The following is a 22486-nucleotide window of genomic DNA, read 5'->3' as shown; positions in this document are numbered from 1 at the left end:
GTGATTACCGCAACGTCGCACGATGCACTTTACAGGACACCATACGAATGTTTCGCTTTGTTCAACGACTGTTTTCGTCGATGAGCCTGGAGCGAAAGAGCCTGCTGTTTTTTGGCTTTTTCTTCACCGTTTTAATGTGTGGTGCGTTTTTCGTCGTGCAGACGTTGGGCAATCGGTTAGTCCTGCGGACCACTCAGCAACGAGCCCAAGACCTCGCCGATGCCGAGCTGCTAATGCTGCATGGCGATGCGATTTGGGCGGATGACCGCGACGAAGAATTGGTCGCGCACAATTCCAGTGTGATGGCGGACCTCCGTAATGAAATCTTGGCGCAAGATATCCAGTTCGAAATCCTGGGGCTGGAAGACCAAACAAAATACGCGGATCTTCCTCCACCCCGCCCTCCCGCGGACGCCACCGAGCGTGCTCGACTGGAAACACTGCTGCCAGAATTTCGAGAACAGCTAGCGCGGATCATCGCGCAGGAACCTGAGATCACCGAGTCCTTCGATTTGGGTGAAAACGAATCGATGAGCATGATCGGTTTGGGCACCCAGCCGGTCCACCAACAGGTCGGCCCGGTCGACGGATCGTTCATCTACTACCGACCCATTTTTCCGTTTCCAAAAATCGAATGCCGCTCATGCCACTACGCCGAGAACGAGGAATTGCGGCTTGCCGCCGGTGGCGATCCGGTCAAGCTTGCCGAGTTGGCACCGTTTCGCGTCATTCGCGTCAGCATGCCTTACAAGGACACCGAGGACCAAACCACTTGGATCAGTTCGATTGTTGTTGCCTTGGCACTCTTTATCGTCGCGATGACGCTGTACATGCTTCATGCGCTGATTCGTTACTTAGTCCTTGAACCGCTGTATCACATCCGCGATGTCAGCGAAGCGATCACCCATGGCGATGTTACCAAGCGTGCGACGATCGAGTCGGAAGATGAATTTCGAGAACTCGCCGACGCGTTTAACCGCATGTTGCGGGGAATGCTAGAAAGCCAAGAGAAAGAACGAATCATCAACGCCGAACTTGACGGACGCGTCGACCAGCTGGCTCAACTGAACTGGCAACTTTACGAAGCCAACCGAGTCAAGAGTGACTTCATGGCCAACATGAGCCACGAACTTCGCACACCGCTGAACAGCATCATCGGATTTTCGGATGTCCTGCACGGGATCGACTCGCTCACTGACAAGCAGCGACGCTATGCCGAGAACATCCAGAAGAGCGGTCGCTTGCTATTGGAAATGATCAATGACATCTTGGATCTTGCCAAAGTCGAGGCGGGCAAAATGGAAGTCCGTCGCAACGAATTTGACCTCGGCCGATTGATTGCCGCCCAAGCGGACATGATCGGATCGCTGAGCGAAGAGAAACACATTTCATTGACGACCGAGATCCCCGAGTCACTGCCGATGGCATACCAGGATCCCAACAAGCTCGGGCAGATCATCAACAACCTGCTTTCCAATGCGATTAAATTCACCCCCGAAGGCGGTAAGGTCACCGTTCGCGTGAACGATCTCTCGGCCGGCTCGGCGTCGGACCGATTTCGACTGGAGGTGATCGACACCGGGGTGGGAATCGCCGAAGAGGATCAGTCGATCATCTTCCAAAAATTTCGCCAGAGCCGCAAAGTGCTCGACGGCGAAGGTCTGACACGAGAATTTGCCGGCACGGGGTTGGGGTTATCGATCGTCAAAGAACTTGCCAAACTCTTGGGCGGGGAAGTCGGCTTTGAAAGCGAGCTTGGACGCGGCAGCACGTTCTGGGTGGAACTTCCTTGGCGACTAAGCGACCAGTCGTTACAAGCTGCTAATGAACTCAGCCAGCCAACGGATCTTCCTTCGATCAGCAAATGAAGCAAGTCAAACTTTTCACCGACGGAGCGTGTAGCGGTAACCCTGGACCCGGGGGCTGGGCGTTTATCCTGCGATGCGAGAAAACCGGCAAAGAGCTCGAGCGGGCTGCCGGAACTCCGACAGCGACCAACAACCAAATGGAATTACAAGCGGTCATTGAGGGACTCAAGGCGCTGAAGGAACCGTGCGAGGTCACGCTTTACGCCGACAGCAACTATGTGCTGCAAGGGATGAAGTCATGGATGGCCGGATGGAAGAGCCGCGGTTGGAAGCGGAAAGACGGTTCAAAGTTGGTTCCGGTTAAGAACGTCGAGCTATGGCAGGAGCTCGATCGCCAAATGCAAACGCACACGATTCGGTTCGAGCACGTCAAAGGACACTCGGGGCACCTTGAAAACGAGCGTTGTGATCAATTGGCGGTAGCCGCTTATCAGCGTTATCTCGTCAAACGCTGAGGCCATTCGATTCCGTGTCTGCCGGATAAGTGCGATGGACGTGACGTCTATCTTGCAAGATCCATTTCCGGCCGTTCGATTCTACGATGTTTTCTTTTCTTCGATTGCTTGACCGGGCGCGCGACTGAAAGAGTCCCGGCACGATTCCTAAGTGTCCGGTTACCGAGTTCGAAAAACTTTACGCCGATTGGCGTCGACTGGCGAGCATTAGTCCGCCTATGCCGAAGAAGACGGCAATGGCTCCGCTGATCGCAGCGTTGCGTGCCCACTTGGCCTTCAGGTCGTTCGCCAGTTGGTAATCCAAGCGACCGGACATCTCGAGCGGAATACGATCCATGGAATCGAATTCAATGATCATTGAAGCGGCGTCAGCTTGGTCGTAGCCCTCGCGAATTTCCTCGACGTGAATCTCGGTGGTCGTGGTCGTCTCGATCGCGGCCCAGCGAATCCCGCAGTAAGACGTGACGAGCAGGGCGAGCACGGCGAGTAGCATCAAGGCGATGAAACCGAAACTGCTTTGCGAGCCGCCGGCATACGAAGGCTCCGCGGCAACCGGCTGTTCCTTCTGGGGGAGCTTGCGTAGTTCGCCGAGCGTGGGGATCACCACCACCGATTGGCACTCAGGGCACGCAATACTATCTCCCGCCTGAGCTGGGGTGACCGAAACGTCCGCTTGACAATTTGGGCAAGATAGCAAGTACATCGATTGAAATATGAAGAAGTTTTGAAGTGATAGCGACTGGACCGAGCGTTTGCCCGGACTAGAATCTAATCCGTACTCGAACACGCCACATTACGCACCGCTCCCGCATCGGATCGCTAGCGCCGCGCTGATTTCTGAGTTTTTTATTGCTTGGAGAATTTGCGGCCCAAACGCGCTAGACTTCGATCGCCGGACATCCCGGATGACCCGCGGTCAGACAACGAACTAATTTGTTCGTGTAGCAGTTCAAAGGAGTTGGAATTGCATCCCACCACGTTGGCGTGACAAATCGGGAACGGCCAAGACGGCACGAATCAGCTTGCGAGAGTCAGGGTGCAGGCGTCCTAAATCCGGCAGGAATCCCAATCGGGATTTTCGCTTTAATTTGGGAATTGGCAACCACCATCGCAGTTTGCTGAATCAAAAACCGTTACCGGGGGGGCCTCTCTTGTTGGGAAAATTTGCACGGAAAAAATCAGGTCGAGTTCTGCGCGCTAGCTGCTCGACTTTCGGTAACCGGCAGAGTCAACCAATCAGAGCTATTTGGAACAAGAGGAAAGTTTTTCCAATTGGCGGAGGTCACCGGGGAAGTGTCAGAGGGGTGGTAGAGTTTCCGCAGCGAACTTCAATGATGCGAGTCGACTGTGAAATAACCACGCCGAGCAACTGGCCTTTCGAAGCACCCTTGTGGAACGTTCCGCGACGGTGCGGCCGGGTCGAAGTACTCTGATCATCAACGCCGGGGTCATGCATCCCGATCGCTTTCGATCGAAGGCTTCAACCACACCGATCACCACATCATCCTTCAACATCCTGAAATATTCCTCCTGGAGTCATAGCTTTGTTCGATACCCTCTTGGACGAATTCGACGACGTTGCCGCTCAGTCTGCCGAAGCAGTGACCGGTGGCTTTCGAAAATTGCCCGTCGACGAGAACGAAGATGACGGCGTCTCGGCGCCGCAAGTAGCCGAAGGCGAAGTCCAACTGGACAGTCCCGACGAGTTGTTGGCCGAGGAGGCCGAGACTTGGTCGGATGACCCGGTCCGTATGTATCTCACACAGATGGGCGAGATCCCGTTGCTGACGCGGCGGCAGGAAATTGAACTGGCAAAACGCATCGAAGAAACACGTCGACGTTTTCGCACCAAGCTGCTTGAAAACCACTACGTTCTGGTCGAAGCCTACAAAACCCTCAAAAAGGTTTACCGAGGCCAACTGCCCTTCGATCGCACCGTGCAAGTTTCGGTGACCGATCGACTGGAAAAAGAACAGATCATCGGGCGTCTGCCACACAACCTGCTCACCCTGCAAACGCTGCTTAAACGCAACAAGCACGATTTCAAAGTCGCACTCAGCAAGAGCGCCTCGAAACGACGTCGTGCAGAAGCCTGGCGGGCACTCGCTCGTCGTCGTCGACGCGCCGTTCGTTTGATCGAAGAACTCGGTTTGCGTACCCAGCGGATCGAAACCCGTATCGAGCTGCTAGAAAAATTCAGCAGCCGATTGACCGAAATCGATCGCCTGATCCGCGACCAAAAACGCACCAAGCACGGCCGCGAAACCCGCGACCAATTGCTTCATGAGCGTCGTCAAATCCTGACCGCCTGTCAAGAAACCCCAACCTCACTACGCAACCGCGTGATGATGCTGAAAACGGTTTATTCTGAATATCAGCAAGCTAAACGTGAACTCAGCGAAGGTAACCTGCGATTGGTGGTCTCGATCGCGAAAAAGTATCGTAACCGTGGCCTATCGTTCTTGGACCTGATCCAAGAAGGCAACGCCGGACTGATGCGTGCGGTCGACAAATTTGAATACCGCCGTGGTTTCAAGTTCTGTACTTATGCGACTTGGTGGATTCGCCAAGCGATCACACGCGCGGTCGCCGATCAGAGCCGGACCATTCGGATCCCGGTACACATGGTCGAGACGATGAGCCGCGTTCGCAACGTCGCTCGACAACTGCTTCAAGAACTCGGCCGAGAACCCACGATTGAAGAAACCGCTCGCCGCGCCGACGTCACCGTCGAAGAAGCGCGTCGCGTCCTGACGATGAGCCGCTTCCCGATCTCGTTGGATCGACCGGTCGGAAACAGCGAAGATAGCCAATTCGGTGACTTGCTTCCCGATGGCACTGCCGAGAGTCCGCAAATTGGCGCGACACAGGAAATGCTTCGCGACCGGATCACGAACGTCCTCAAGTCTCTGTCCTATCGTGAGCGAGAAATCATCAAGCTCCGCTACGGACTCGGTGACGGTTACAGTTACACCCTCGAAGAAGTCGGGCACATCTTCAAAGTGACTCGGGAACGGATCCGGCAGATCGAAGCCAAAGCGGTTCGCAAGCTGCAACAACCCAGCCGCAGCCAAGACTTGGTTGGCTTCCTCGACTAGTCTGCCACCGCTGCAATCGCACCGGTAACAGTCAATCACCGAAGGCGACGATTATGAGCCATAATCGTCGCCTTTTCGTTTTTCTCGGGTTTGCTTCGCCGCAAAAAACTCCGCGACTTCTCTCTTCGACTCTCTCTTTTCGAATTCAATGCCGACCGTTGCCGATGTGCTTTCCCAGGGTTGGAAAGTTCACCAAGCTGGGAAAATCGACGAAGCCCTTCGTGTCTATCAACACGTCATTGAGCAAGCTCCACGAAACCCCGAAGCACACGTCTATCTGGGGATCGCGCTTTTCGACCAGCGCCGCTACGGCGAATCGGTCGACTCCTACCGGCAAGCGATCTCGCTTAAAGAAGCATTTCCAATCGCGTGGAATAACCTCGGTAACTCGCTTCGTATGCTTGGCGAGGTTGAAGAAAGCGACCGATGCTTCGAAAAAGCGCTGTCGATGGACAGCAATTATCTATCGGTTTACAAGAACCGTGGCACACTTTGGATCTGGTCGGGCGAAATCGAACGTGGTTTGGCCTGGTATGAGAAAGGGCTGCACATCGCCCCAGAGGAACCCGAACTGCATCGCAACCTTGGCGTCATTTATCTGCTGCAAGGGGACTTCGAGCGTGGCTGGCCGGAGTATCGCTGGCGCTGGAAGATGCCGGGTATGCGACGACCTTCTTCGCCGGCGCCGATTTGGACCGGCCAGCCGATCGCCGGTCGGAGCATCTTGCTCTATCCCGAACAGGGGCGCGGGGACGAGATGCACTTTATCCGCGTCGCATCGGTACTCGCCCAAGCCGGCGCGAGTGTGGTCGTCCAGTGTGCCCCGGCGATGGTCCCTTTGTTCACATCGGTTCGCGGCATCCAGTCGTTGCTGCCCACCGGCAGTCAGCTACCGCCGGTCGACTATCAAGCCTCGTTCATCGATGCGGTCGACGCTTGGTTTCAGTCGTCAGGTGAGTTACCCCTGGGCAACGACTTCTTTCACGATCACGGCAATCACCAAGGCTATCTGAACGTATCCGAGCCGCTCGTGAATTATTGGCTGCACTGGATGGAGAAAAATGGTTTGGGCAAGGATCAACGAAAACGGGTCGGCATCGCTTGGCAAGGAAACCCTCAACACCACGCGGATGTCTATCGCAGTATTCCCTTGCAAACACTGCGGCCACTCGCCCAAGACGATCGCTTGAAGCTGATCAGTCTGCAACTCGGGTTCGGAAGCGAGCAGATCGCTGGTGCCGACTTTTGCGATAGCATCCGCCAACTGCCGGCCGACACGGACACGTCCGGAGGTGCCTTCACCGACACCGCCGCGGTGATGAAGAATCTCGATGCGGTTGTCACCACCGATACTTCGCTCGCACACCTGGCCGGTGCGTTGGGGGTTCCAACATGTCTGATGCTGGGCAAGGTCCCCGATTGGCGGTGGCTGACCGAAGGTGATCGCACGCCGTGGTATCCAAGCGTGAAACTGTTTCGCCAGCAACAGATGGGTGACTGGGCAAGCGTCATCGCTGACGTGCATCGAGAACTAGGGGCAGGCTAGTGCTTTGCACGTTCGGGTGTGAAGCAGCGGAACTCGTCAACGGCTCGTTGATTGACTCAGAAGTGCGACGAACAGAGTCGACTTCTGCTCCGCAAAAGTAGCGATGAAGTACACAGCTTTCACGCAGTGATAGGCGACTATCGCAAATCAACAACCCCTTGATGGCTTCCGCTACCGTTCAAACCCTCATCTTAAGCCCCGCCGACACGTCATCGGCGGAAACGCGAATCCTGAACCGCTTGGACAGCCGAAGCGCCGTTACGAGCAACGATTTCTTGGATCGTGGGAACGGTGATCCGTCGTCGTGCGGCTTCGAACCGCAAGGTGCGCTCAAAAACTGGCAGCGGAAAAACGGGATTTTTCCCTCGAGCGCGACGCTCAAGCGCAAGTACGAGCCGTTTGTCGAGTTTGCGTTGGTCAATCAGCCGGACTATCTCGTGAACATAACTACGCTGGTCTTCCGAGGTCGCGCGGAGTCGACTTACCAAGTAGTCTTCCAGCGAAGGTGCCTTGCTTGGGACCGGTGTTAACGGCAAATTGCCGGGGTAAATCGTCGTTTGAGCGGACAGCGTTGACGTCGCACCGAGCGCAATCGCTAGGCCGGCGACGATGGTGTAGAAGCGTTCAATCATGCTAAGAAAGCCGTGACGCGGAGAGTGGTTTTGATCTGAGTGCCCGAAAATTCGAGCCTTCCCAGAGTCGCCGTTACCAAGTTGTGACGCCGAACGACAATGCCAGTTTCGCGATTCAGTGTGATGGCGTGAAGATTCTTGGTCCAGCTTGCCAGCGTGGTCCTGGTGTTGCCGACCAACGACTGTCAGCAACGTTCACCTGCGGATCGATCGAAGCCGAAGTTTGGTTCGTTAGCGACATGATTTGCTGTTGCTAGCAACGGTTAGGTAGTTTGCGTAGCTTTTCCGTTGACGATTTAAAATCCGTTGTGCTGGTTGCACGGATTGTTTGCACCGTGGCGTCTGCAGGGTCGATGGTTTCAGTGTGCCAGAGGTTCCCGCATTCTGGCTCACGACTCGGAGAGATCGCTTTGTCACGTTCAGTGGTCTCTGACTGGCAAGAAGCACAAAAGGATTCCGCGATGAACCGTTGGATGTGGATTGGAACACTGGCCGGATTGCTACTCGTCAGCACCGGCTGCTTGCGTCACCAAACGCGTAAAGGCTGCTCGAACGGTACCTGCCAAACAGGCACCTGTTCGACCGGCACCTGCTCAAATGGAAACTGTGGCTCGGGTCTGCTGGGCAAATTGGCCGGCTGCAACTCGTGCGGCGATGGCTGCCGAACGGGGTGTGTCCCCGGCAAAATCGGATGGCAACAAGGCGGCCTGGACTACAGTTCGCACCTCGGTCCGGGGCACCTCGGTCAGCGTGCCAATGCCCAGACCTTCACGCCCGGACCTCCGACCGGTCAGGTTGCCTACCCGTACTACACCGTGCGTGGGCCTCGTGACTTCCTGCTGAACGATCCACCGACGATCGGACGCTAGGCTCGGGCGTCAACCCGTCGACGCTCGTGTCTGGGATGATGCTTTGTTTGATCACGATTTGAAGATTAGCCGAATGGTGTTGGCCACGGTTGTACCGCAATAACCGGGGCTAACGCCCATCGGCTTATGGATCACCCCGAAACTCGGTGGTAACGAAGCACTCCATTGAGAACGCTGGCATCGGCCGCCGTGAATGAACTCGCCGGATGACGTTGGCTACGGTTGTCACAAGACTGCCGCGGCTGACGGTCGAGGGATATCCGGGCTATCGCCGGCAATCGTCTTCATCAAAAATTGGCGAACCTTCGTGTTAGGCTGACGGACTGGTACAGTAACTGTCACTGACAGATCCGCCCCCGTACCGCATTGATCACGTTCCTCCAAGCGTGTCAGAGAATTAGCCGTGGCATCAGACGTACGACTGAAAGAACAGTTGCCGCGATTGACCGATCGCATCGTGGCCAGTTACACCCCCGATGACGGAATCAACCATCTGGGCCACTGTCCGCTGCCCAGCTATGAAGCGATCGTCGAAATCCTGCTGGACATCAAGGACGTCCTTTATCCGGGGTATCGGCGCAAGATCGGTCTGCATGCCGGGAACATCGTTTATCACGTCGGCAGCATTATCGATTCGCTGCACGACAAACTAACCACGCAAATTGCCCGTGCGCTTCGGCATGAGGATCGCGTTCGCAACAACCACAACGATTGCGAAAGCGAGACCGACTACGAAGCAAAAGGTCAGGCGATGGCGATCGAACTGCTTGAACGCATCCCCGACTTGCGGATGACATTGGCGACTGACGTCCAAGCCGCGTACGACGGTGACCCGGCCTGCCAAACGACCGATGAAGTCGTCTTTTGCTACCCGGGAATCGAAGCGATCACCGTGTATCGCATCGCACATGAACTCGTCCGATTAAGTGTGCCATTCATCCCCCGAATGATGACCGAATGGGCTCACAAGCAGACCGGGATCGACATCCACCCTGGGGCCACGATCGGAAAGTACTTTTTCATCGATCACGGCACCGGTGTGGTGATTGGCGAAACGTGCGAAATCGGCGCCCACGTCAAACTTTATCAAGGCGTGACGTTGGGCGCACTGAGCTTCAAGACCGATGACGATGGCTCATTGATCCGTGGCCAGAAACGACATCCGACGATCGAAGACAACGTCGTGGTCTATGCCAACGCGACGATCCTTGGCGGCAAAACGGTGATTGGCCGAGATAGCGTGATCGGTTCGAGTGTTTGGGTGACAAAAAGCGTTTCACCCAGGACGACGGTGTTACTGGAAAAACCCGAATTGAAAGTCCGTGGTGCGGCCGGCGAACCACCCCAGGTCGAAGCCGGTTCGTACCAAATCTAGGACGGCGAAAACGCGAAATCGTTTTGCCTTCGGGGTAGAATAGCCCGACCGCGTACCATCCCACCGCTACGAACTCCCCGCCGGCAATGCCCACGCTGCAACCCTTTGACGTCATCAATCGTACCCGCTTTGTCTTCGGGCAAGGCGTCTTTACTCAGCTCGGTAAACTTGCATCCGAGTTTCGTCCCCGCTGTGTGTTGATCGTTAGCGATCACGGCATCGTCAAAGCCGGACACTTTCGGCACGCCGCCGAACATCTTCAGGCGGCAGGATTACAAGTCGAATCATTTCACGACTTCGCCGAAAACCCGACTTCGGCGATGGTCGATGCGGGGGTTCGCAAAGCGGCCGAAGTCAAACCGGACTTGTTGATCGGTCTCGGTGGCGGCAGCAGCATGGATTGTTGCAAGGGAATTAACTTTGTTTATTCCTGTGGCGGGACGATCCATGATTATCACGGAGTGGGAAAAGCGACCGCGGATTTGCTGCCGATGATCGCGATCCCGACCACCAGTGGCACGGGCAGTGAAGCGCAATCGTTCGCCTTGATCAGCGACGCCGAAACCCATGTGAAGATGGCATGCGGTGACAAACGAGCGGCGTGCAGCATCGCGATCCTTGATCCTGAACTCACCGTCACGCAGCCTCGCGCGGTCACGGCGCTGACGGGAATCGACGCGATCTCACACGCGATCGAAACCTACGTTACCAACCGTCGCAACCCGATGTCGATCACGTACAGTCGCCGAGCATTCGGACTGCTCGCGTCGGGGTTCTCCACCGTACTGGAACGTCCCGATGATGTGGACGCCCGAAGCGCGATGCAGTTGGGAGCGTGCTTTGCCGGAATGGCGATTGAAACGTCGATGCTTGGTGCCGCCCATGCAACCGCCAATCCACTGACCGCCCGACATGACATCACACACGGACAAGCGGTCGGCTTGATGCTTCCCGCCGTCATTCGCCTGAACGGTCAACGGCATGCCGATTGGTACGCCGAACTGATGCGTGAAGTCGATCCAACGATCACCGAAACGGAAGCCCCCGAAAAGCTCGCCCTCATGGTGACCAAGTGGCTTGAAGAAGCGGGACTGAAAACCAGCTTGAATGAACTACAAATTCCGGTCAGCGGGATCGAGTCCTTTGTCGAAGAAGCACTCCAGCAATGGACGGGCAGTTTTAACCCAGTTCCGCTGGATCGCCACAACGCCGAGCAACTCTATCGCTCGGTCGCTTAACCGATCGCCGCAGCCAAGTCGTCGCGAAGGTCATCAAACGATTCAAGTCCGACCGACAATCGAATCAGCCCATCGGTGATCCCAAAGCGTTCTCGGTCGGCAGCATCGTAGCTCGCGTGCGACATCGTCGCCGGTTGCTCAATCAATGACTCGACCGCGCCCAGGCTGACGGCGAGATGAAACAACTGCGTCGCTTCGCAAACCCGCGCCGTCTGGTCGATTCCCGCGTCTAACTCGAACGTCACCATCGCCCCGAATCCACCGTCGAATAGCCGGCTCGCCAATTCATGTTGCGGGTGATTCTCAAGCCCCGGATAGAGTACGCCGCGGACCTTCGGATGCTCTCGCAGCCAGGCCGCTATTTCTAATGCCGTTCGACTTTGCTCACGAACACGCAAGTCCAGCGTTTTCAGGCCCCGACTGATTAAAAAAGAACTCATCGGATCCAGCACCGCGCCGGTCGCATTTTGAATGTAATACAACCGGTCGAATAGCTCTTGATCGGCAACGGCAAGCGTTCCACCGAGGCAATCACTGTGCCCGCCGAGATACTTCGTCGCCGAATGCATGACAATGTCGATGCCGGATTCAAGCGGCCGAATCAAGCTTGGCGTTCCGAAGGTGTTGTCGACGCCAATCAGCACGCCACGTTGTTTGGCAAGCGTCGCCAAGACGGGAAGGTCCGGAATCGATAGCCGCGGATTGCCGATCGTTTCGGCCCAAATTAACTTGGTGCGATCGCCGACCGCTTCGGCGACCCGGTTCACGTCGGTCATGTCGACCAGCGAAACCTCGATCCCGCTGCGGTTACAAATTTTGTGAAGTAATCGATAGGCGCCGCCGTACAAGTCGCAGCCCGCTACGACGTGATCCCCGGTTTCCAGCAGCATCGTGACCGCATGGATTGCGGCCATCCCACTGGAGAAAGCCAGTGCCCCGATTCCTGATTCAAGCGACGCGAGTGTGTCTTGCAGGTGACTGCGCGTTGGGTTTCCGCTGCGAGAATAATCGAACTCGCCCCACTCGCCAGCGCCGGGCTGACGAAACGTGCTGGCGAAATGGACCGGTGGTACAACCGCGCCGGTTGACGGGTCCACTTCGTTGCCGACATGGATCGCACGGGTTCGGAACGAGAGCGAGTCCTTTTTCTGATCACTCATGCGGTCAACGCTTGTTCCAAGTCTGCGATCAAATCTTCGGTGTTTTCAATGCCGCACGACATGCGAATCATGTTGTCGCTGATGCCAAATTTGACCCGATCTTCCGGCGTGCAGTGGAAGTAACTCATCACCAGCGGCTGCTCGATCAGTGACTCGACACCACCCAAACTTGGCGCGATCCGTGGAATGCGTGCCGCATCGACGATGTTCGCCGTCTGTTTCCAATCGGCGTCACGAATCGTGAAAGTGATCAAACCGCCGAAGCCGCGCATCTGTGCTTTCGCGATCTCATGCGTCGGGTGGCTCTCTAAGCCTGGATAATAAACGAGATCAACACGTGGGTGCGACTCCAGGAACTGGGCCACACGCAAACCGTTCTCGTTCTGTCGTTGCATCCGCAACTCAAACGTTTTCAAGCCTCGTTCCAACAGGTACATGTTGTGCGGCGAATTGATGTTGCCAAGCACACCGCGCAGTTTGCGAACCGATTCGAGTTGTTCGCTGCGTCCACAAATCACACCGGCGATCAAATCATTGTGCCCGCCGAGGTACTTCGTCGCCGAATGCAGGACGTAATCCACACCGTACTCGGTCGGATTCAAGTTGTACGGGGTCGCCAAAGTCGCATCGATCAATGTCTCGACTTCGTTGGCTTTGCCGACCGCGGCGAAACGTTCCAAGTCGATCACCGACAAGTGCGGATTGGTCGGAGACTCGCTGACCAACATCTTGGTGTTCTCGTTGATCGCCGCTTCCATCGCGTCATAGTCGCCGGTGGTCACTTGGCGTGTCACGACGCCGAAACGCGACAAGTGCTTCGCACAAAACTCGCGACTGCGATGATAACACTGGTCAAAGAAAACGATCTCATCGCCGGCAGATAATTTGGTCATCAGCAAGCCAACGATTGCCGACATACCGCTACCGTAAACGATCGATTCTTCGCACTTTTCGAGCGCCGCGATTTTTGCTTCGACGCTGCGTTCATTGGGATTGCCGTAGCGACCGTACTCCTCCCGCTCTTCTTCGCCGTTAACGAATCGAAGCAAGTCGTCCGTCGATTCAAAAGTAAACGTGGCGGCGGTATAGATCGGCGTTGTGATACTGCCGGAATCTTTTTGCCGCCGCTCGCCTGCGTGGACACACTGGGTCGATAGATCAGCTTGCCGCGGATCACCCTGTTGCATGGCGTTACCGGTTTGCTGAGACCTGCCTGACTGCTGAGGCCCGCCAGCTTGGTGGGCAGCGTCCGATCGGCTGGAAGAAGTTTTCGAGACGGCCGAATCGGTAGCCGTCGGTGTTGACGCCGAAGCGTCGCGTGCAGTTTGTTCTGTTCTCATGGCTCTTTAGCAGTAAGGCTGCAAGTGGCCGTAAATCCCGTTAAATACATCCGAGACCATGCAAATGCCTCGAAATGTCACTGCACACAGGGTAGCTACGCGGGATAGAATCGACAAGGCAAAACAGTTTTGCAGTACCCGCATTGGCAAATCGCCGACCCGAATGACGGCATGATCCATCCAGCTTTACACCATGACGCCGAATCGACACCGCCCCGACGGCTTTTTTCGCGTCATCGATCGTTCGCTTCGCCTCTTCTCACCCGAACCGGCCCGCGAGTGATCGCGGTGCGCCCCACCCGCTGGCCGAAAACCTCGCACCCCCTGATTTGCTGGCTCATCCTCGTCGTCGCCACTCCTGTCACGAATGGATTGGGGGCAGAGCTTCCAGGGACAGAGCATCCGAGAACGGGGACAGAGACGAGCTCGAACACCTCCCTTCCCCCCGAACAACAGTCCACCGAGCAACAAGTCGATCGATTGGTCGAAATGCTAGCTAGCGGGAAGTTCAAAACCCGCGAGGCAGCCTCGGAAGAACTTTACCAACTCGGTGCCACGGCGATTCCTTCAATGCGGCGACACCGAGAAGGTTTGACCGATGCCGAGCAGATCGACCGCCTCGAACGAATCGTTGCGAAGTTGACCGATCACGCATTCGAAAATCAAATCGAGAACTTCCTTCAGGGCAAACCGACCGACCTCAACGGCTGGCCGGAGTTTGAAGAGATTTTCGGGGACACACCCCAAGTGCGCGAGATGTTCGTCGACCTTTTTCGTGAACATCCCTACGCTGTCAAAGCCCTGGGAGGCACCAAACGCGAAGTTCTCGAGGCGATCACGAAAGTCAACTCGCGATTGCGGCAACTTGGTATCGGCATTTCCAAGACACCACGACGCATCGACCTACTCGCTCTGCTGCTTCCACCGACCATCAGTGATGTTGAAACGGATGCCCAGTACGATATCGGAATCTATTCGCTGCTGAACTTGCATCCGGCAAACGAGATGCGCGGCGATCCGGCGTTCGGCGAACCGTTCACCAAGGTCGTCGTCAAATGGATGGAGAAAAGCCACCTGAGCATTCGTGACCGCGTACTGCGAATCGCGTTGGACTGGAAATTGGACATCGCCCGCGATTTAGCGATCAAGACGTTGTCACAGAACCCCGATCCGCAGCTGCTCAGCCGGGCGATTCAAGCACTCGCCAGTCGCGGAACTTTGGCCGACACGGCGCTCCTGGCCAAGTACCTCAACGACTCCACCGTCGTCGTTCGTAACCACTACATTGGCAGTACCGAAAGCAACGTTCAAATTCGTGACGTCGCCGCTGCCGCGATCGCCCAATTGCATTCGGTTCCCGTCACTGACGTTGGCTTTATTAAGCCGGCGTCACACGACATCCTGGGAATCATCATTGAAGACCTCGTGGTTCATGTCGAAGACCCGAGCGATCGTCTTCCAGCTCTCCAGCGCGAAGACGACTCCGGCGACGACAACAATGAGTCGGGCGAAGAGCTTGAAATCGAAATGTCCGCAGAAGAAAAAGAGGCCTGGGAAGACATCAAGAAACAACTCGAAGAACATGGCATGGAAGCCGGACCGCGGGAGCTAAAACAGTTTCAGCTTTACCAATTACAGCGTCGTGCGGAAGCGAAGGCCCGAGAAACGATCCGCCGCAATGTATTGAAGTTGATGAGGGGGGGCGAGCCGGAAGCCTCCGATCTTGAACCGGTCGGCGACGGAAACCTGAAACGTTCGGCAGGCTAGCTTCGTTACGAGTTAAACGTCCGTAACATCTTGCGGCCTTTGTACAGATTAAAAATGTCTTCCGCGGCGAGTGGGCGATGCCGGCCGGCAGTGGCGTGGTCGATCGTTTCGAGTCCGTCGGTGACAACCAAGCATTGCGTGCCCTCGCGAACCGCAGAAAACACGCCAGCCCGTTCGTCCAGAAATAGGCCCAACAATTGCGGCTTCAGTTCTTCGTATCCGATGTGCTGAAGGTGCTGCTGAAACGTTTCCATCACCCGCAGTTGAGCCTCGTTTTGCGAATCGGCGGGCACGGTAAAGATGTCCGGATGGTCGGCATGCCAGCCCGCGTAAATCGCGTAGATATCATCGATCGGCATGTCCGCCAGGTCGCAACTTAACGCGCTCACGCCAGGTCCGGTCAGCCCGATGTTGCTGTACAGACCACTGCCGGTGTTGTATTCAAATCGGACCAGGATCACATCGACGGGGTCATCGAAGCTGGGCCATAGCATCCGCCGATTGGCGGCGACTTCGACATGTGTCGGCGGGACGCCCATCTGATGCGGCTGGCTCAACCACAGTGCCATCTCGGCCTCGGCAGTCGACTCGTCTGATCGCAGGCGATCTTCGATTTCTTCCCCAATGCCAAGTTCATCGGCATAAGCGATCGCTCGCAGCCGCGCGGCTGGTTCGTCGGCAAGCTCGATCAAACGCTTGCGTCCTTCCTCGTCGCCAAGCTTTGCCAGCGCGCCGGCGGCTTCACATTGAACCCGGCGATGCTTTAACGTGACCGTTTGATTCAGCTTTCCGACGGAGGTGGCGTCGCCAATGCAGGCCAACGAATCACACAACGAAACGGCGAGCGCGACGGCTTCGCCAAGACGTTTCTGAACGGTGGGGACATCGTCGCCGAACGAGCGTGGGTCTTCCTCGAATCGCTCCAGGCGTCTGGAAACGGCCCCCAATAGCTCCTGTAATGACGTGACCATTTCCGCCGCCGGGTGTGGATCAACCCGTTCGCTGCGGTAAAGATAATTAGCCAAGTCCAGCAACGGCGCCGCGGTCGAAGGCTCCGAAATGCACTCCAGGAGTTTCGGAAACAGCGCGTCGATGTCCCAATCGTTATGACTCATTAAAGGACCGAGTACCTGACCGACCTGCATCCAGTCGTCCAGCGGTCGTTCGATCAAACGTTCGACCAACACCTTCAATGCGTCGTCACTTCTTGACTGCGTCAACAGCTGCAGCAGCAGATGGCGATTGGAAACATTCGTCGGCAATGCTTGGTCGATTCCTCCGATCAGTTCAGGCTGCAGAGCACTCAGAGCGGCCTGGATGTTTTCGCCGCCGGCGAGTTTGGAATGAACGATTCGCAGCAGTGTCCCGATGATGGCCGGATCGGATTGCGAAAGCGGCTCGTGATGCTCAGCCAAATAACGCAGCACCTCGATCACAACCGCCGAATCGCCATCGGCCACCTCTTTGAGCCGATATCCGGCGGCGACGGGGTCAGATTCGGGGCCGACGAGAGCGGCAAGTGTGGTTTCTAAAGACACGGTCGGTGCGAGGGAATTTGGGACGAAGCAGATTTTTAATGCCGCGGGGACGGCGTGATCACCGGCGGGTAGTCCGTGATGATCTGTCTTCAGTTTCGACGGGAAAGCAGTTTTTGTCGACCCGCGAAAGTTTTTCGCCCTTTGCCGGTAGCATCCGAGATCCCCTCTCGCTTGGTTTGCCAGACGGCAGAACACGCCGAACTTACCCAATTAGTCCACTGGAACCAACCAACGAACACGGGGAAAACAATGAAACGCGACAGCCACAAACGACGAATCGGATCAGGGTTTCAACAAGTCGACCAGCGATTGCTGATGGCCGGCGACGTCGGAGTTCAGATGATCGGAAACGACCTTCACATCGTAGGCAACGGATCGAGCAACCGTGTCGACGTAGCCCGCGTCAATGGATCGATCCGGGTCACCGGAAACTATCTGTACGGCGCGACCACGATCAATGGACAAAGCTCTCCGTTCGAAGTCAATGCATCGACGGTCGACGATGTGTTTATCTCGATGAACGGTGGCAACGATCGCGTCTTTGTCAACAATCTCCAGCTCAACAACACGAGTCACGGCGACTTGGTCATCGACACCGACAGCGGCAACGACCTGGTCGGTGTTTACAACACCATCGCCCGAGACATCGTCATCCGTACCCACAGTCATAACGACGAAGTGATCGTCGCATATTCGAATGCTACCGATGACATCGATATCGAACTCGGCAGCGGCCACGACGAACTCGACCTCTATCATGCGTCCGCCGGTGATTGGATCGACATCGACGGCGACACCGGAAACGACGATGTCGCAATTCAATATTCGTCGGCGGCCGACAAGTTGTATGCCGACATGGACAGCGGCGACGACATCGTCTGGATCAACGAGGGAGATTACGAAGACATCGAAATCAACGGGGGCAAAGACGATGATCGGGTGACGCTGCAAGGCGTGACGGTCGATGACCGTCTCGATATCGAACTGCACGATGGCTACGACCAGCTCTACATCAATAACACGCTTGTCGGCGGATCGATCAACCTGGATGGCGGCGACGATGCGGACAAAGTCGGTGGCAGCGGAAACAACTTCAACGTGTACGCGCTGTTCAAGAACTAAACGCGAAGCAACCATCACAGCAGAACGACGCCGGGCCAGTCCCCGGCGTCGCATGGAATGGTCAACCATCCCGGATGGCATCAAAGAAAGATCGCCGAAGCCACACTGGCAGCCACCGTTATCCCAGTGCAAATCGATAGGAGAATGCCGATTGCCAAAGGCTTGTTGATCTCCGACAACCCGAAGTATCCCAGCACGTTGCCCTTAAAGAAGTAGAGGACGAGCAGAAAGTTTATTGCGACTCGGATAACGTATTTCGCACCGAACTGATCCGACGCCTGATCTTCAGCCACAAATGAGTCAGAAACCAGGGCGATGTTTAGTATCGTAGCTCCGTTTCGGAAAATGGCATAAACGTAGTAAAAGCATCCAAGCCACCATCCCATCTTCATTCCACGCCACATTCCAATGCCACCGACAAGAGCCAGCACCGCTAGAAACACGAGAGAAACCAGAGCAAAAACAGGATGAAAGCCAGTTTCTTGGAAGGCTGTGCGGGCCTCTTCCCAACTGATGGCGTAGGTGACTGGCACGGAAAAAAGCCCAATGCCTCCAGTCATCGCAAGAAACGCGAGAATCGAAATCCCACGGGGACGCTTGATCGTTGAGGACGTGACAATGGCGACGTCAGATGGTGGGACAAAAGGATTCGAATCCAACATGGAGCTCCGAGTGACTTGGAATGACCGTCAACAAAAAGGCACGTGGACGCTCATTCTGTGAATGGCACGCCTGCTGAATGTTCTCTCGAGGCTGTGATCGACGCGTACGCTCCGGTCGAGCAGATAATCTCAGTCACAAGCCAGTGAATCGTTGCCGCACCAGCGTAGCATAACGCCGAACAACGCGGCACAACCGCCAGACCGATGACAGGTGCCAAGGTTAAACCAACGTCATGTCTTACCAAACGTTGTGCCGCCTGAGCATAACGCAAAGTAAGGGCCTCGCCATGGTCATTGGCAATTCATTCGATTTCGGCTCGGCCTAGCCGGGTTCGACGCACCGGCACCGAGAAAACTAGACGATATCGGCAGAAGCGCAGGCGAGAATGAATGCCAGTGACTCTGACCCAAGTCAGAGAAGATGTCGGTGATTCAAAGACAGCCTGGCAGGATGGTTCTCTGGAGACCGCCCACAAGTACATCATCGCTTGCCTGATTTCAATTGCCGCACCGACGGAGGTGGCGGCGATTCTTTTCGCACCGTAAATTCCCGAAAAAAAACGATAGGCCAGGAGGGACTTGAACCCCCGACCAAGCGATTATGAGTCGCGTGCTCTAACCGACTGAGCTACTGGCCCTCGTTGAGCCGCCAATTGTAGCGGTCTGTTCGCGGTTTTCCTATTCCCTTGCAAGCTCGTTCGAGGGTGCGCATTCGCGGGTGTTTGCTCGGCATGAGTTTCGGCTGGTTTTACAGAACGCGTCCAATAGCGAGATACTCGCATGCGGGAAGACTGGACCCAGATCCGGTTGAGCCGCTCCGACCAGAAGTTCTCCATCCAGCGGGCAAAACGTCGAGCGTGTCACGCCGTGCCAGATGAATCATTTTTGCCGGAGAACCGCTGACTTAATTGCCTCGACAGAAGCCCGGCGAACAGCAATATCGCCCCATAGATCCAGAAAATCCACGAGATAAAGAACGCGAGTGAGAGGCAGCTACCAAGGCCGAGCCATGAGACCCATCGGGGGTAGAATCGTTCTTCATCGGAAAGTCTCAACGCGGCAGCATTCGTCAAAGCGTAGTAAACCAGCACGGTCAACGCGCTGAAGCTCCACGTCGTGGCCACGTTTCCGACCAAGCAGATCGCCGCCACGACCAGGCCGACAGCAATGGTTGCCGCAACCGGAGAGTGCGTCGCTGCGGATACGCGTGAGAAACCATGTGGCAAGTCAGTGCGCCGCCCCATGGCAAGCACGACACGCGAGAGCCCTAGCAATAAGTTGAGCAGGACTCCAAGCATCGCGGTAATAGCACCGAATGCGATCACAGCGGTGATAGTCGCCGAACTGAATTGTCCCGCCGCAAGTTGTAGCGGCGCGACATGCGATTCGATCGCAATGACAAGACGATCAGGCCCCAACACACCGACGGCGATTGCCGAAACACTTCCGTACAGAAGTGCCGAGATAAAAAGTGTGGCGACGATCGCACGAGGAATGGTCCGCTTGGGGTCGTGAACCTCTTCGCTAAGCGTTGCGATTCGTCCGTATCCCGTGAACGCGACGAACATCAACGCCGTCGCTTCCAGGAACAAGGTCGGCGCCGAACGGTCTTCGTTGTGACGCCAAAACGGAGTGAAGTGATGCAGCCCCTCTTCAGATAAATGGATGACTCCCGCAATAACGAAAACCGTAAGTGCCCCAAGGGTCACCGCAACGACAACGGCATTGACTTGATTGGACCTACGGATACCAAAGCACAGCAACGATGTGACAACGACAACGATCAACACTGCCGGAAGGGTCGCCCCTCCTTTCGGTTGACCGCCGACAAATTCCAGCAGGTAACCAGAACACCCCAGCGCTGCCGTCGCCGCAGAGGCAGCTTTCGCGCATAGGAACATCCAACCTGCGAGAAAACCAAGCGTTGGATTTAACCAGCGGTAGCCGTATTCGTAGGTGCCGCCACTGACGGGATGGTTTGCGGCAAGTTGGGCACTGCTCAGTCCATTAAACGAAGCCACGGCGGCGGCTAACGCAACGGCCAGGATCACGGAAGGCCCTGTCACACCTGCGGCGACGCCAAAGCTAACAAAGACTCCTGTGCCAACGATCGATCCGAGCCCAAGCAGAATAGCGCCGGCAACGCCAACCTCTCGGCGAAGTTCATTGTTAGCAGAACGATCACCCATCATCCAATATTCGCCGTCGATACCCCACCGATTCTCCACATGGCATCAGTATCAATGCCACGACGAGACCCGACTAATCGTGTCCTTCGAAATGTCTACGCTACCAGAATCGTCTCTCGTGATCGAGGTGCAGTTCAATGCAGTAGCGTCGATGCAATCGAGGTTTGCAAAACTGCCAATTTCAATCGATGGGCGGCACTGTCAATCGCAGACAACATTGATCCCGGTTTCGTGTCAGCCAACTAAAAGTCCGCCGGAATCTGATCGATACCATGATGGGACAAGTACGTCGCATGGATCGTTTGATGAACACGCTCACTGGACTCGTAACGGTAGACCGTTTGCTTTTGAAACGTTGCCACCGTGGTGCTTCGTGTGGACTGTGCCATCCGGTATCGCCATTTTGGAACGTCTGCTGAGTCATCGCACTCGATCAATATCAACAGTTCGGGGTCTGTTCCGACGACATAGGCGAACAATCCTGCGTCGTAATCTTTCAAGTCTTCGTCGGTTCGGTAAAGCGGTTGTTGCAGCAACCGCAACTCTCGTTTCCCGCGGCTCGCTTCTTCGGTAAAGGCTTCGAATCCACGGGCGAGCCGACGCATTTGCAGCAACCGTCCGGAACGTTGTTCGGCTGGATTTCCCGCGGCACTGAAAGTCTGCCACCCGCTTTCCTTCGGCACCGCCGGTTCCCAGAAAACTCGCCCGTCGCGTTCGCCCGAAATCGTTTCATCGGTCAGTGAAGAGAAGACATGACAAAGACTTCGCTTGCCATCCCCGACCCGATAGGAAAACAGTTGTCCGATCACGATCGGTCGCCCCTCGTGTTCCCAGACGAAAGTCGAGCCATTGATCTGACCTTCTTCAAGCGGGTTCGTCCAATTCACAATTGGCTCGCGGCGCAACTCCAACGGCAACCGCTTCTCTGTCCAGTAGAACGCATAGTCATCCGATGCCCGGCGTAGGTAATACTTTTTCCAAGATCCGGTCTCCGCTTCCTGATTCGATACTGCCTTCTGCTTGGATGCCAATTTCTGGGCATTGGCCGGAACCTCAAAGACGAATAGCAGCAACCAAATGACCGGGATTCGGTAGTGAGCTTTCAACATTCCAATTCCTACAAACCGAATTTGTTTGCGCCAAGACGCCGAGGGCAATGACTTACAAAGCCTCGTTTACTATCGCCATCGTTAGTGCCGACGAGATCCCTTGCACGGATACGAATCAGCATTGTAGTGCACCCGGCAGCTCACGTTTCTCGCCGGCATCCATTCGGGACGTACTTCACCGCGGACGTGTGGGGCTACGTTTTAAATTCGGTATTTGATCGAAGTGGGCCTGCTTTGGTCGGCATAAATCCAGCCAGTCCGCTCTACCGTTCCGTAAGCTTTCGACCGTTCAGTCAATTGGCAGCCTTCTAATGGCACTTTAACCGGATTGTTTTCACGGTCGTGCCGCCAGTGATTCAAGTCACCTGCTCTTTGGCCCACCCCACCGGTCGGCGATTGTGTGGCGAGTATTCGCCATTTGCTTCTCTAGCGAAACTCGCAGGCAGCCCGCTATGGCCGGTCATGCCCCCTAAAAAAGCGAGCTCCCGGAAAACTGGTTGGACAATGGGAGAGCGTTT

18 protein-coding genes and 1 tRNA gene are annotated in these 22486 nt (G+C 55.8%); 10 read left to right on the top strand and 9 right to left on the bottom strand.

The features are described 5' to 3' along the window. Positions 1 to 47: 47 nt before the first annotated feature. Positions 48 to 1868 (top strand): sensor histidine kinase, encoded by a 1821-nt coding sequence (locus tag FYC48_RS15090; protein WP_149497710.1) that lies wholly within the window; start codon positions 48 to 50, stop codon positions 1866 to 1868. Further along, positions 1865 to 2323, top strand: a complete 459-nt coding sequence (gene rnhA / locus FYC48_RS15085) for a ribonuclease HI (RefSeq protein WP_149497546.1) — start codon at positions 1865 to 1867, stop codon at positions 2321 to 2323. Before FYC48_RS15090 ends, rnhA begins: the two co-directional genes overlap by 4 nt. A 178-nt stretch (positions 2324 to 2501) precedes the next feature. On the opposite strand, the gene FYC48_RS15080 is transcribed toward rnhA, so the two are convergent. Beyond that, positions 2502 to 3026: a hypothetical protein gene (locus FYC48_RS15080; RefSeq protein WP_160149544.1), complete on the bottom strand. Its 525-nt coding sequence runs from the start codon at positions 3024 to 3026 to the stop codon at positions 2502 to 2504. Between the two features lie 841 nt (positions 3027 to 3867). Here FYC48_RS15080 and FYC48_RS15075 point away from each other — a divergent pair. Together FYC48_RS15075 and FYC48_RS15070 are read left to right on the top strand one after the other, a co-directional pair. After that, complete coding sequence (locus FYC48_RS15075; RefSeq protein ID WP_149497544.1) at positions 3868 to 5421, top strand: sigma-70 family RNA polymerase sigma factor; 1554 nt, start codon at positions 3868 to 3870, stop codon at positions 5419 to 5421. Positions 5422 to 5569: 148 nt separating this feature from the next. Continuing rightward, positions 5570 to 6967, top strand: coding sequence for a tetratricopeptide repeat protein (locus FYC48_RS15070; protein ID WP_149497543.1), 1398 nt, complete (start codon positions 5570 to 5572; stop codon positions 6965 to 6967). Between the two features lie 209 nt (positions 6968 to 7176). On the opposite strand, the gene FYC48_RS15065 is transcribed toward FYC48_RS15070, so the two are convergent. Next, a complete protein-coding gene (locus FYC48_RS15065; protein WP_149497542.1) occupies positions 7177 to 7599 on the bottom strand; it encodes a hypothetical protein in 423 nt (140 codons plus the stop codon). A gap of 410 nt (positions 7600 to 8009) precedes the next feature. Here FYC48_RS15065 and FYC48_RS15060 point away from each other — a divergent pair, with 410 nt between their 5' ends. The 3 genes from FYC48_RS15060 (at position 8010) to FYC48_RS15050 (ending at position 11081) form a co-directional block, all read left to right on the top strand. Continuing rightward, the gene (locus tag FYC48_RS15060) at positions 8010 to 8468 is read left to right on the top strand and encodes a hypothetical protein (RefSeq protein ID WP_230775784.1); all 459 of its coding nucleotides are present in this window, start codon (positions 8010 to 8012) and stop codon (positions 8466 to 8468) included. Between the two features lie 403 nt (positions 8469 to 8871). Next, positions 8872 to 9843: a serine O-acetyltransferase EpsC gene (gene epsC, locus FYC48_RS15055; protein ID WP_149497540.1), complete on the top strand. Its 972-nt coding sequence runs from the start codon at positions 8872 to 8874 to the stop codon at positions 9841 to 9843. Between the two features lie 95 nt (positions 9844 to 9938). Next, complete coding sequence (locus tag FYC48_RS15050) at positions 9939 to 11081, top strand: iron-containing alcohol dehydrogenase (protein WP_149497709.1); 1143 nt, start codon at positions 9939 to 9941, stop codon at positions 11079 to 11081. Here the strand turns inward: FYC48_RS15050 and FYC48_RS15045 are convergent. Together FYC48_RS15045 and FYC48_RS15040 are read right to left on the bottom strand one after the other, a co-directional pair. Next, positions 11078 to 12241: a trans-sulfuration enzyme family protein gene (locus FYC48_RS15045; RefSeq protein ID WP_149497539.1), complete on the bottom strand. Its 1164-nt coding sequence runs from the start codon at positions 12239 to 12241 to the stop codon at positions 11078 to 11080. The two genes, FYC48_RS15050 and FYC48_RS15045, sit on opposite strands and share 4 nt — an antisense overlap. Continuing rightward, positions 12238 to 13428 carry a trans-sulfuration enzyme family protein gene (locus FYC48_RS15040; RefSeq protein ID WP_149497708.1) on the bottom strand — a complete coding sequence of 397 codons (1191 nt, stop codon included), beginning with the start codon at positions 13426 to 13428 and terminating at the stop codon, positions 12238 to 12240. Before FYC48_RS15040 ends, FYC48_RS15045 begins: the two co-directional genes overlap by 4 nt. Before the next feature lie 324 nt (positions 13429 to 13752). Between FYC48_RS15040 and FYC48_RS15035 the strand changes: the two genes are divergently transcribed. Beyond that, positions 13753 to 15348 carry a hypothetical protein gene (locus tag FYC48_RS15035; protein ID WP_160149543.1) on the top strand — a complete coding sequence of 532 codons (1596 nt, stop codon included), beginning with the start codon at positions 13753 to 13755 and terminating at the stop codon, positions 15346 to 15348. A gap of 5 nt (positions 15349 to 15353) precedes the next feature. Here FYC48_RS15035 and FYC48_RS15030 read toward each other — a convergent pair whose 3' ends face one another. After that, the gene (locus FYC48_RS15030) at positions 15354 to 16886 is read right to left on the bottom strand and encodes a HEAT repeat domain-containing protein (protein ID WP_149497537.1); all 1533 of its coding nucleotides are present in this window, start codon (positions 16884 to 16886) and stop codon (positions 15354 to 15356) included. 249 nt (positions 16887 to 17135) lie between these two features. Between FYC48_RS15030 and FYC48_RS15025 the strand changes: the two genes are divergently transcribed. Then, positions 17136 to 18008: a hypothetical protein gene (locus FYC48_RS15025; RefSeq protein WP_149497536.1), complete on the top strand. Its 873-nt coding sequence runs from the start codon at positions 17136 to 17138 to the stop codon at positions 18006 to 18008. Positions 18009 to 18088: 80 nt separating this feature from the next. Here FYC48_RS15025 and FYC48_RS15020 read toward each other — a convergent pair whose 3' ends face one another. Continuing rightward, entirely contained in the window at positions 18089 to 18670 is a 582-nt protein-coding gene (locus FYC48_RS15020; RefSeq protein ID WP_149497535.1) for a hypothetical protein, read from the bottom strand. Positions 18671 to 19066: 396 nt separating this feature from the next. Between FYC48_RS15020 and FYC48_RS27820 the strand changes: the two genes are divergently transcribed. Beyond that, entirely contained in the window at positions 19067 to 19216 is a 150-nt protein-coding gene (locus FYC48_RS27820; protein WP_160149542.1) for a hypothetical protein, read from the top strand. An 18-nt stretch (positions 19217 to 19234) separates the two neighbouring features. Here FYC48_RS27820 and FYC48_RS15015 read toward each other — a convergent pair. From FYC48_RS15015 to FYC48_RS15005, 3 genes are all read right to left on the bottom strand, one after another. Next, a tRNA-Ile gene (locus tag FYC48_RS15015) sits at positions 19235 to 19308 on the bottom strand. Between the two features lie 222 nt (positions 19309 to 19530). After that, complete coding sequence (locus FYC48_RS15010; RefSeq protein WP_149497707.1) at positions 19531 to 20859, bottom strand: APC family permease; 1329 nt, start codon at positions 20857 to 20859, stop codon at positions 19531 to 19533. Positions 20860 to 21101: 242 nt separating this feature from the next. Beyond that, entirely contained in the window at positions 21102 to 21968 is an 867-nt protein-coding gene (locus tag FYC48_RS15005; RefSeq protein ID WP_149497534.1) for a hypothetical protein, read from the bottom strand. Between the last annotated feature and the right edge of the window lie 518 nt (positions 21969 to 22486).

Source organism: Roseiconus lacunae (assembly GCF_008312935.1).
Taxonomy (GTDB): Bacteria; Planctomycetota; Planctomycetia; order Pirellulales; family Pirellulaceae; genus Stieleria; species Stieleria lacunae.
This window is presented reverse-complemented; position numbering and strand designations above follow the sequence as displayed.

What these genes read in the sequence shown, in the direction of transcription:
- FYC48_RS15090 (WP_149497710.1), top strand. Translation starts at nt 48, where the DNA reads ATGTTTCGCTTTGTTCAACGACTGTTTTCGTCGATGAGCCTGGAGCGA.
- rnhA (WP_149497546.1), top strand. Translation starts at nt 1,865, where the DNA reads ATGAAGCAAGTCAAACTTTTCACCGACGGAGCGTGTAGCGGTAACCCT.
- FYC48_RS15080 (WP_160149544.1), bottom strand. Translation starts at nt 3,026, where the DNA reads ATGTACTTGCTATCTTGCCCAAATTGTCAAGCGGACGTTTCGGTCACC.
- FYC48_RS15070 (WP_149497543.1), top strand. Translation starts at nt 5,570, where the DNA reads ATGCCGACCGTTGCCGATGTGCTTTCCCAGGGTTGGAAAGTTCACCAA.
- FYC48_RS15065 (WP_149497542.1), bottom strand. Translation starts at nt 7,599, where the DNA reads ATGATTGAACGCTTCTACACCATCGTCGCCGGCCTAGCGATTGCGCTC.
- FYC48_RS15045 (WP_149497539.1), bottom strand. Translation starts at nt 12,241, where the DNA reads ATGAGTGATCAGAAAAAGGACTCGCTCTCGTTCCGAACCCGTGCGATC.
- FYC48_RS15040 (WP_149497708.1), bottom strand. Translation starts at nt 13,428, where the DNA reads ATGCAACAGGGTGATCCGCGGCAAGCTGATCTATCGACCCAGTGTGTC.
- FYC48_RS15035 (WP_160149543.1), top strand. Translation starts at nt 13,753, where the DNA reads ATGATCCATCCAGCTTTACACCATGACGCCGAATCGACACCGCCCCGA.
- FYC48_RS15025 (WP_149497536.1), top strand. Translation starts at nt 17,136, where the DNA reads ATGAAACGCGACAGCCACAAACGACGAATCGGATCAGGGTTTCAACAA.
- FYC48_RS15020 (WP_149497535.1), bottom strand. Translation starts at nt 18,670, where the DNA reads ATGTTGGATTCGAATCCTTTTGTCCCACCATCTGACGTCGCCATTGTC.
- FYC48_RS15010 (WP_149497707.1), bottom strand. Translation starts at nt 20,859, where the DNA reads ATGGGTGATCGTTCTGCTAACAATGAACTTCGCCGAGAGGTTGGCGTT.
- FYC48_RS15005 (WP_149497534.1), bottom strand. Translation starts at nt 21,968, where the DNA reads ATGTTGAAAGCTCACTACCGAATCCCGGTCATTTGGTTGCTGCTATTC.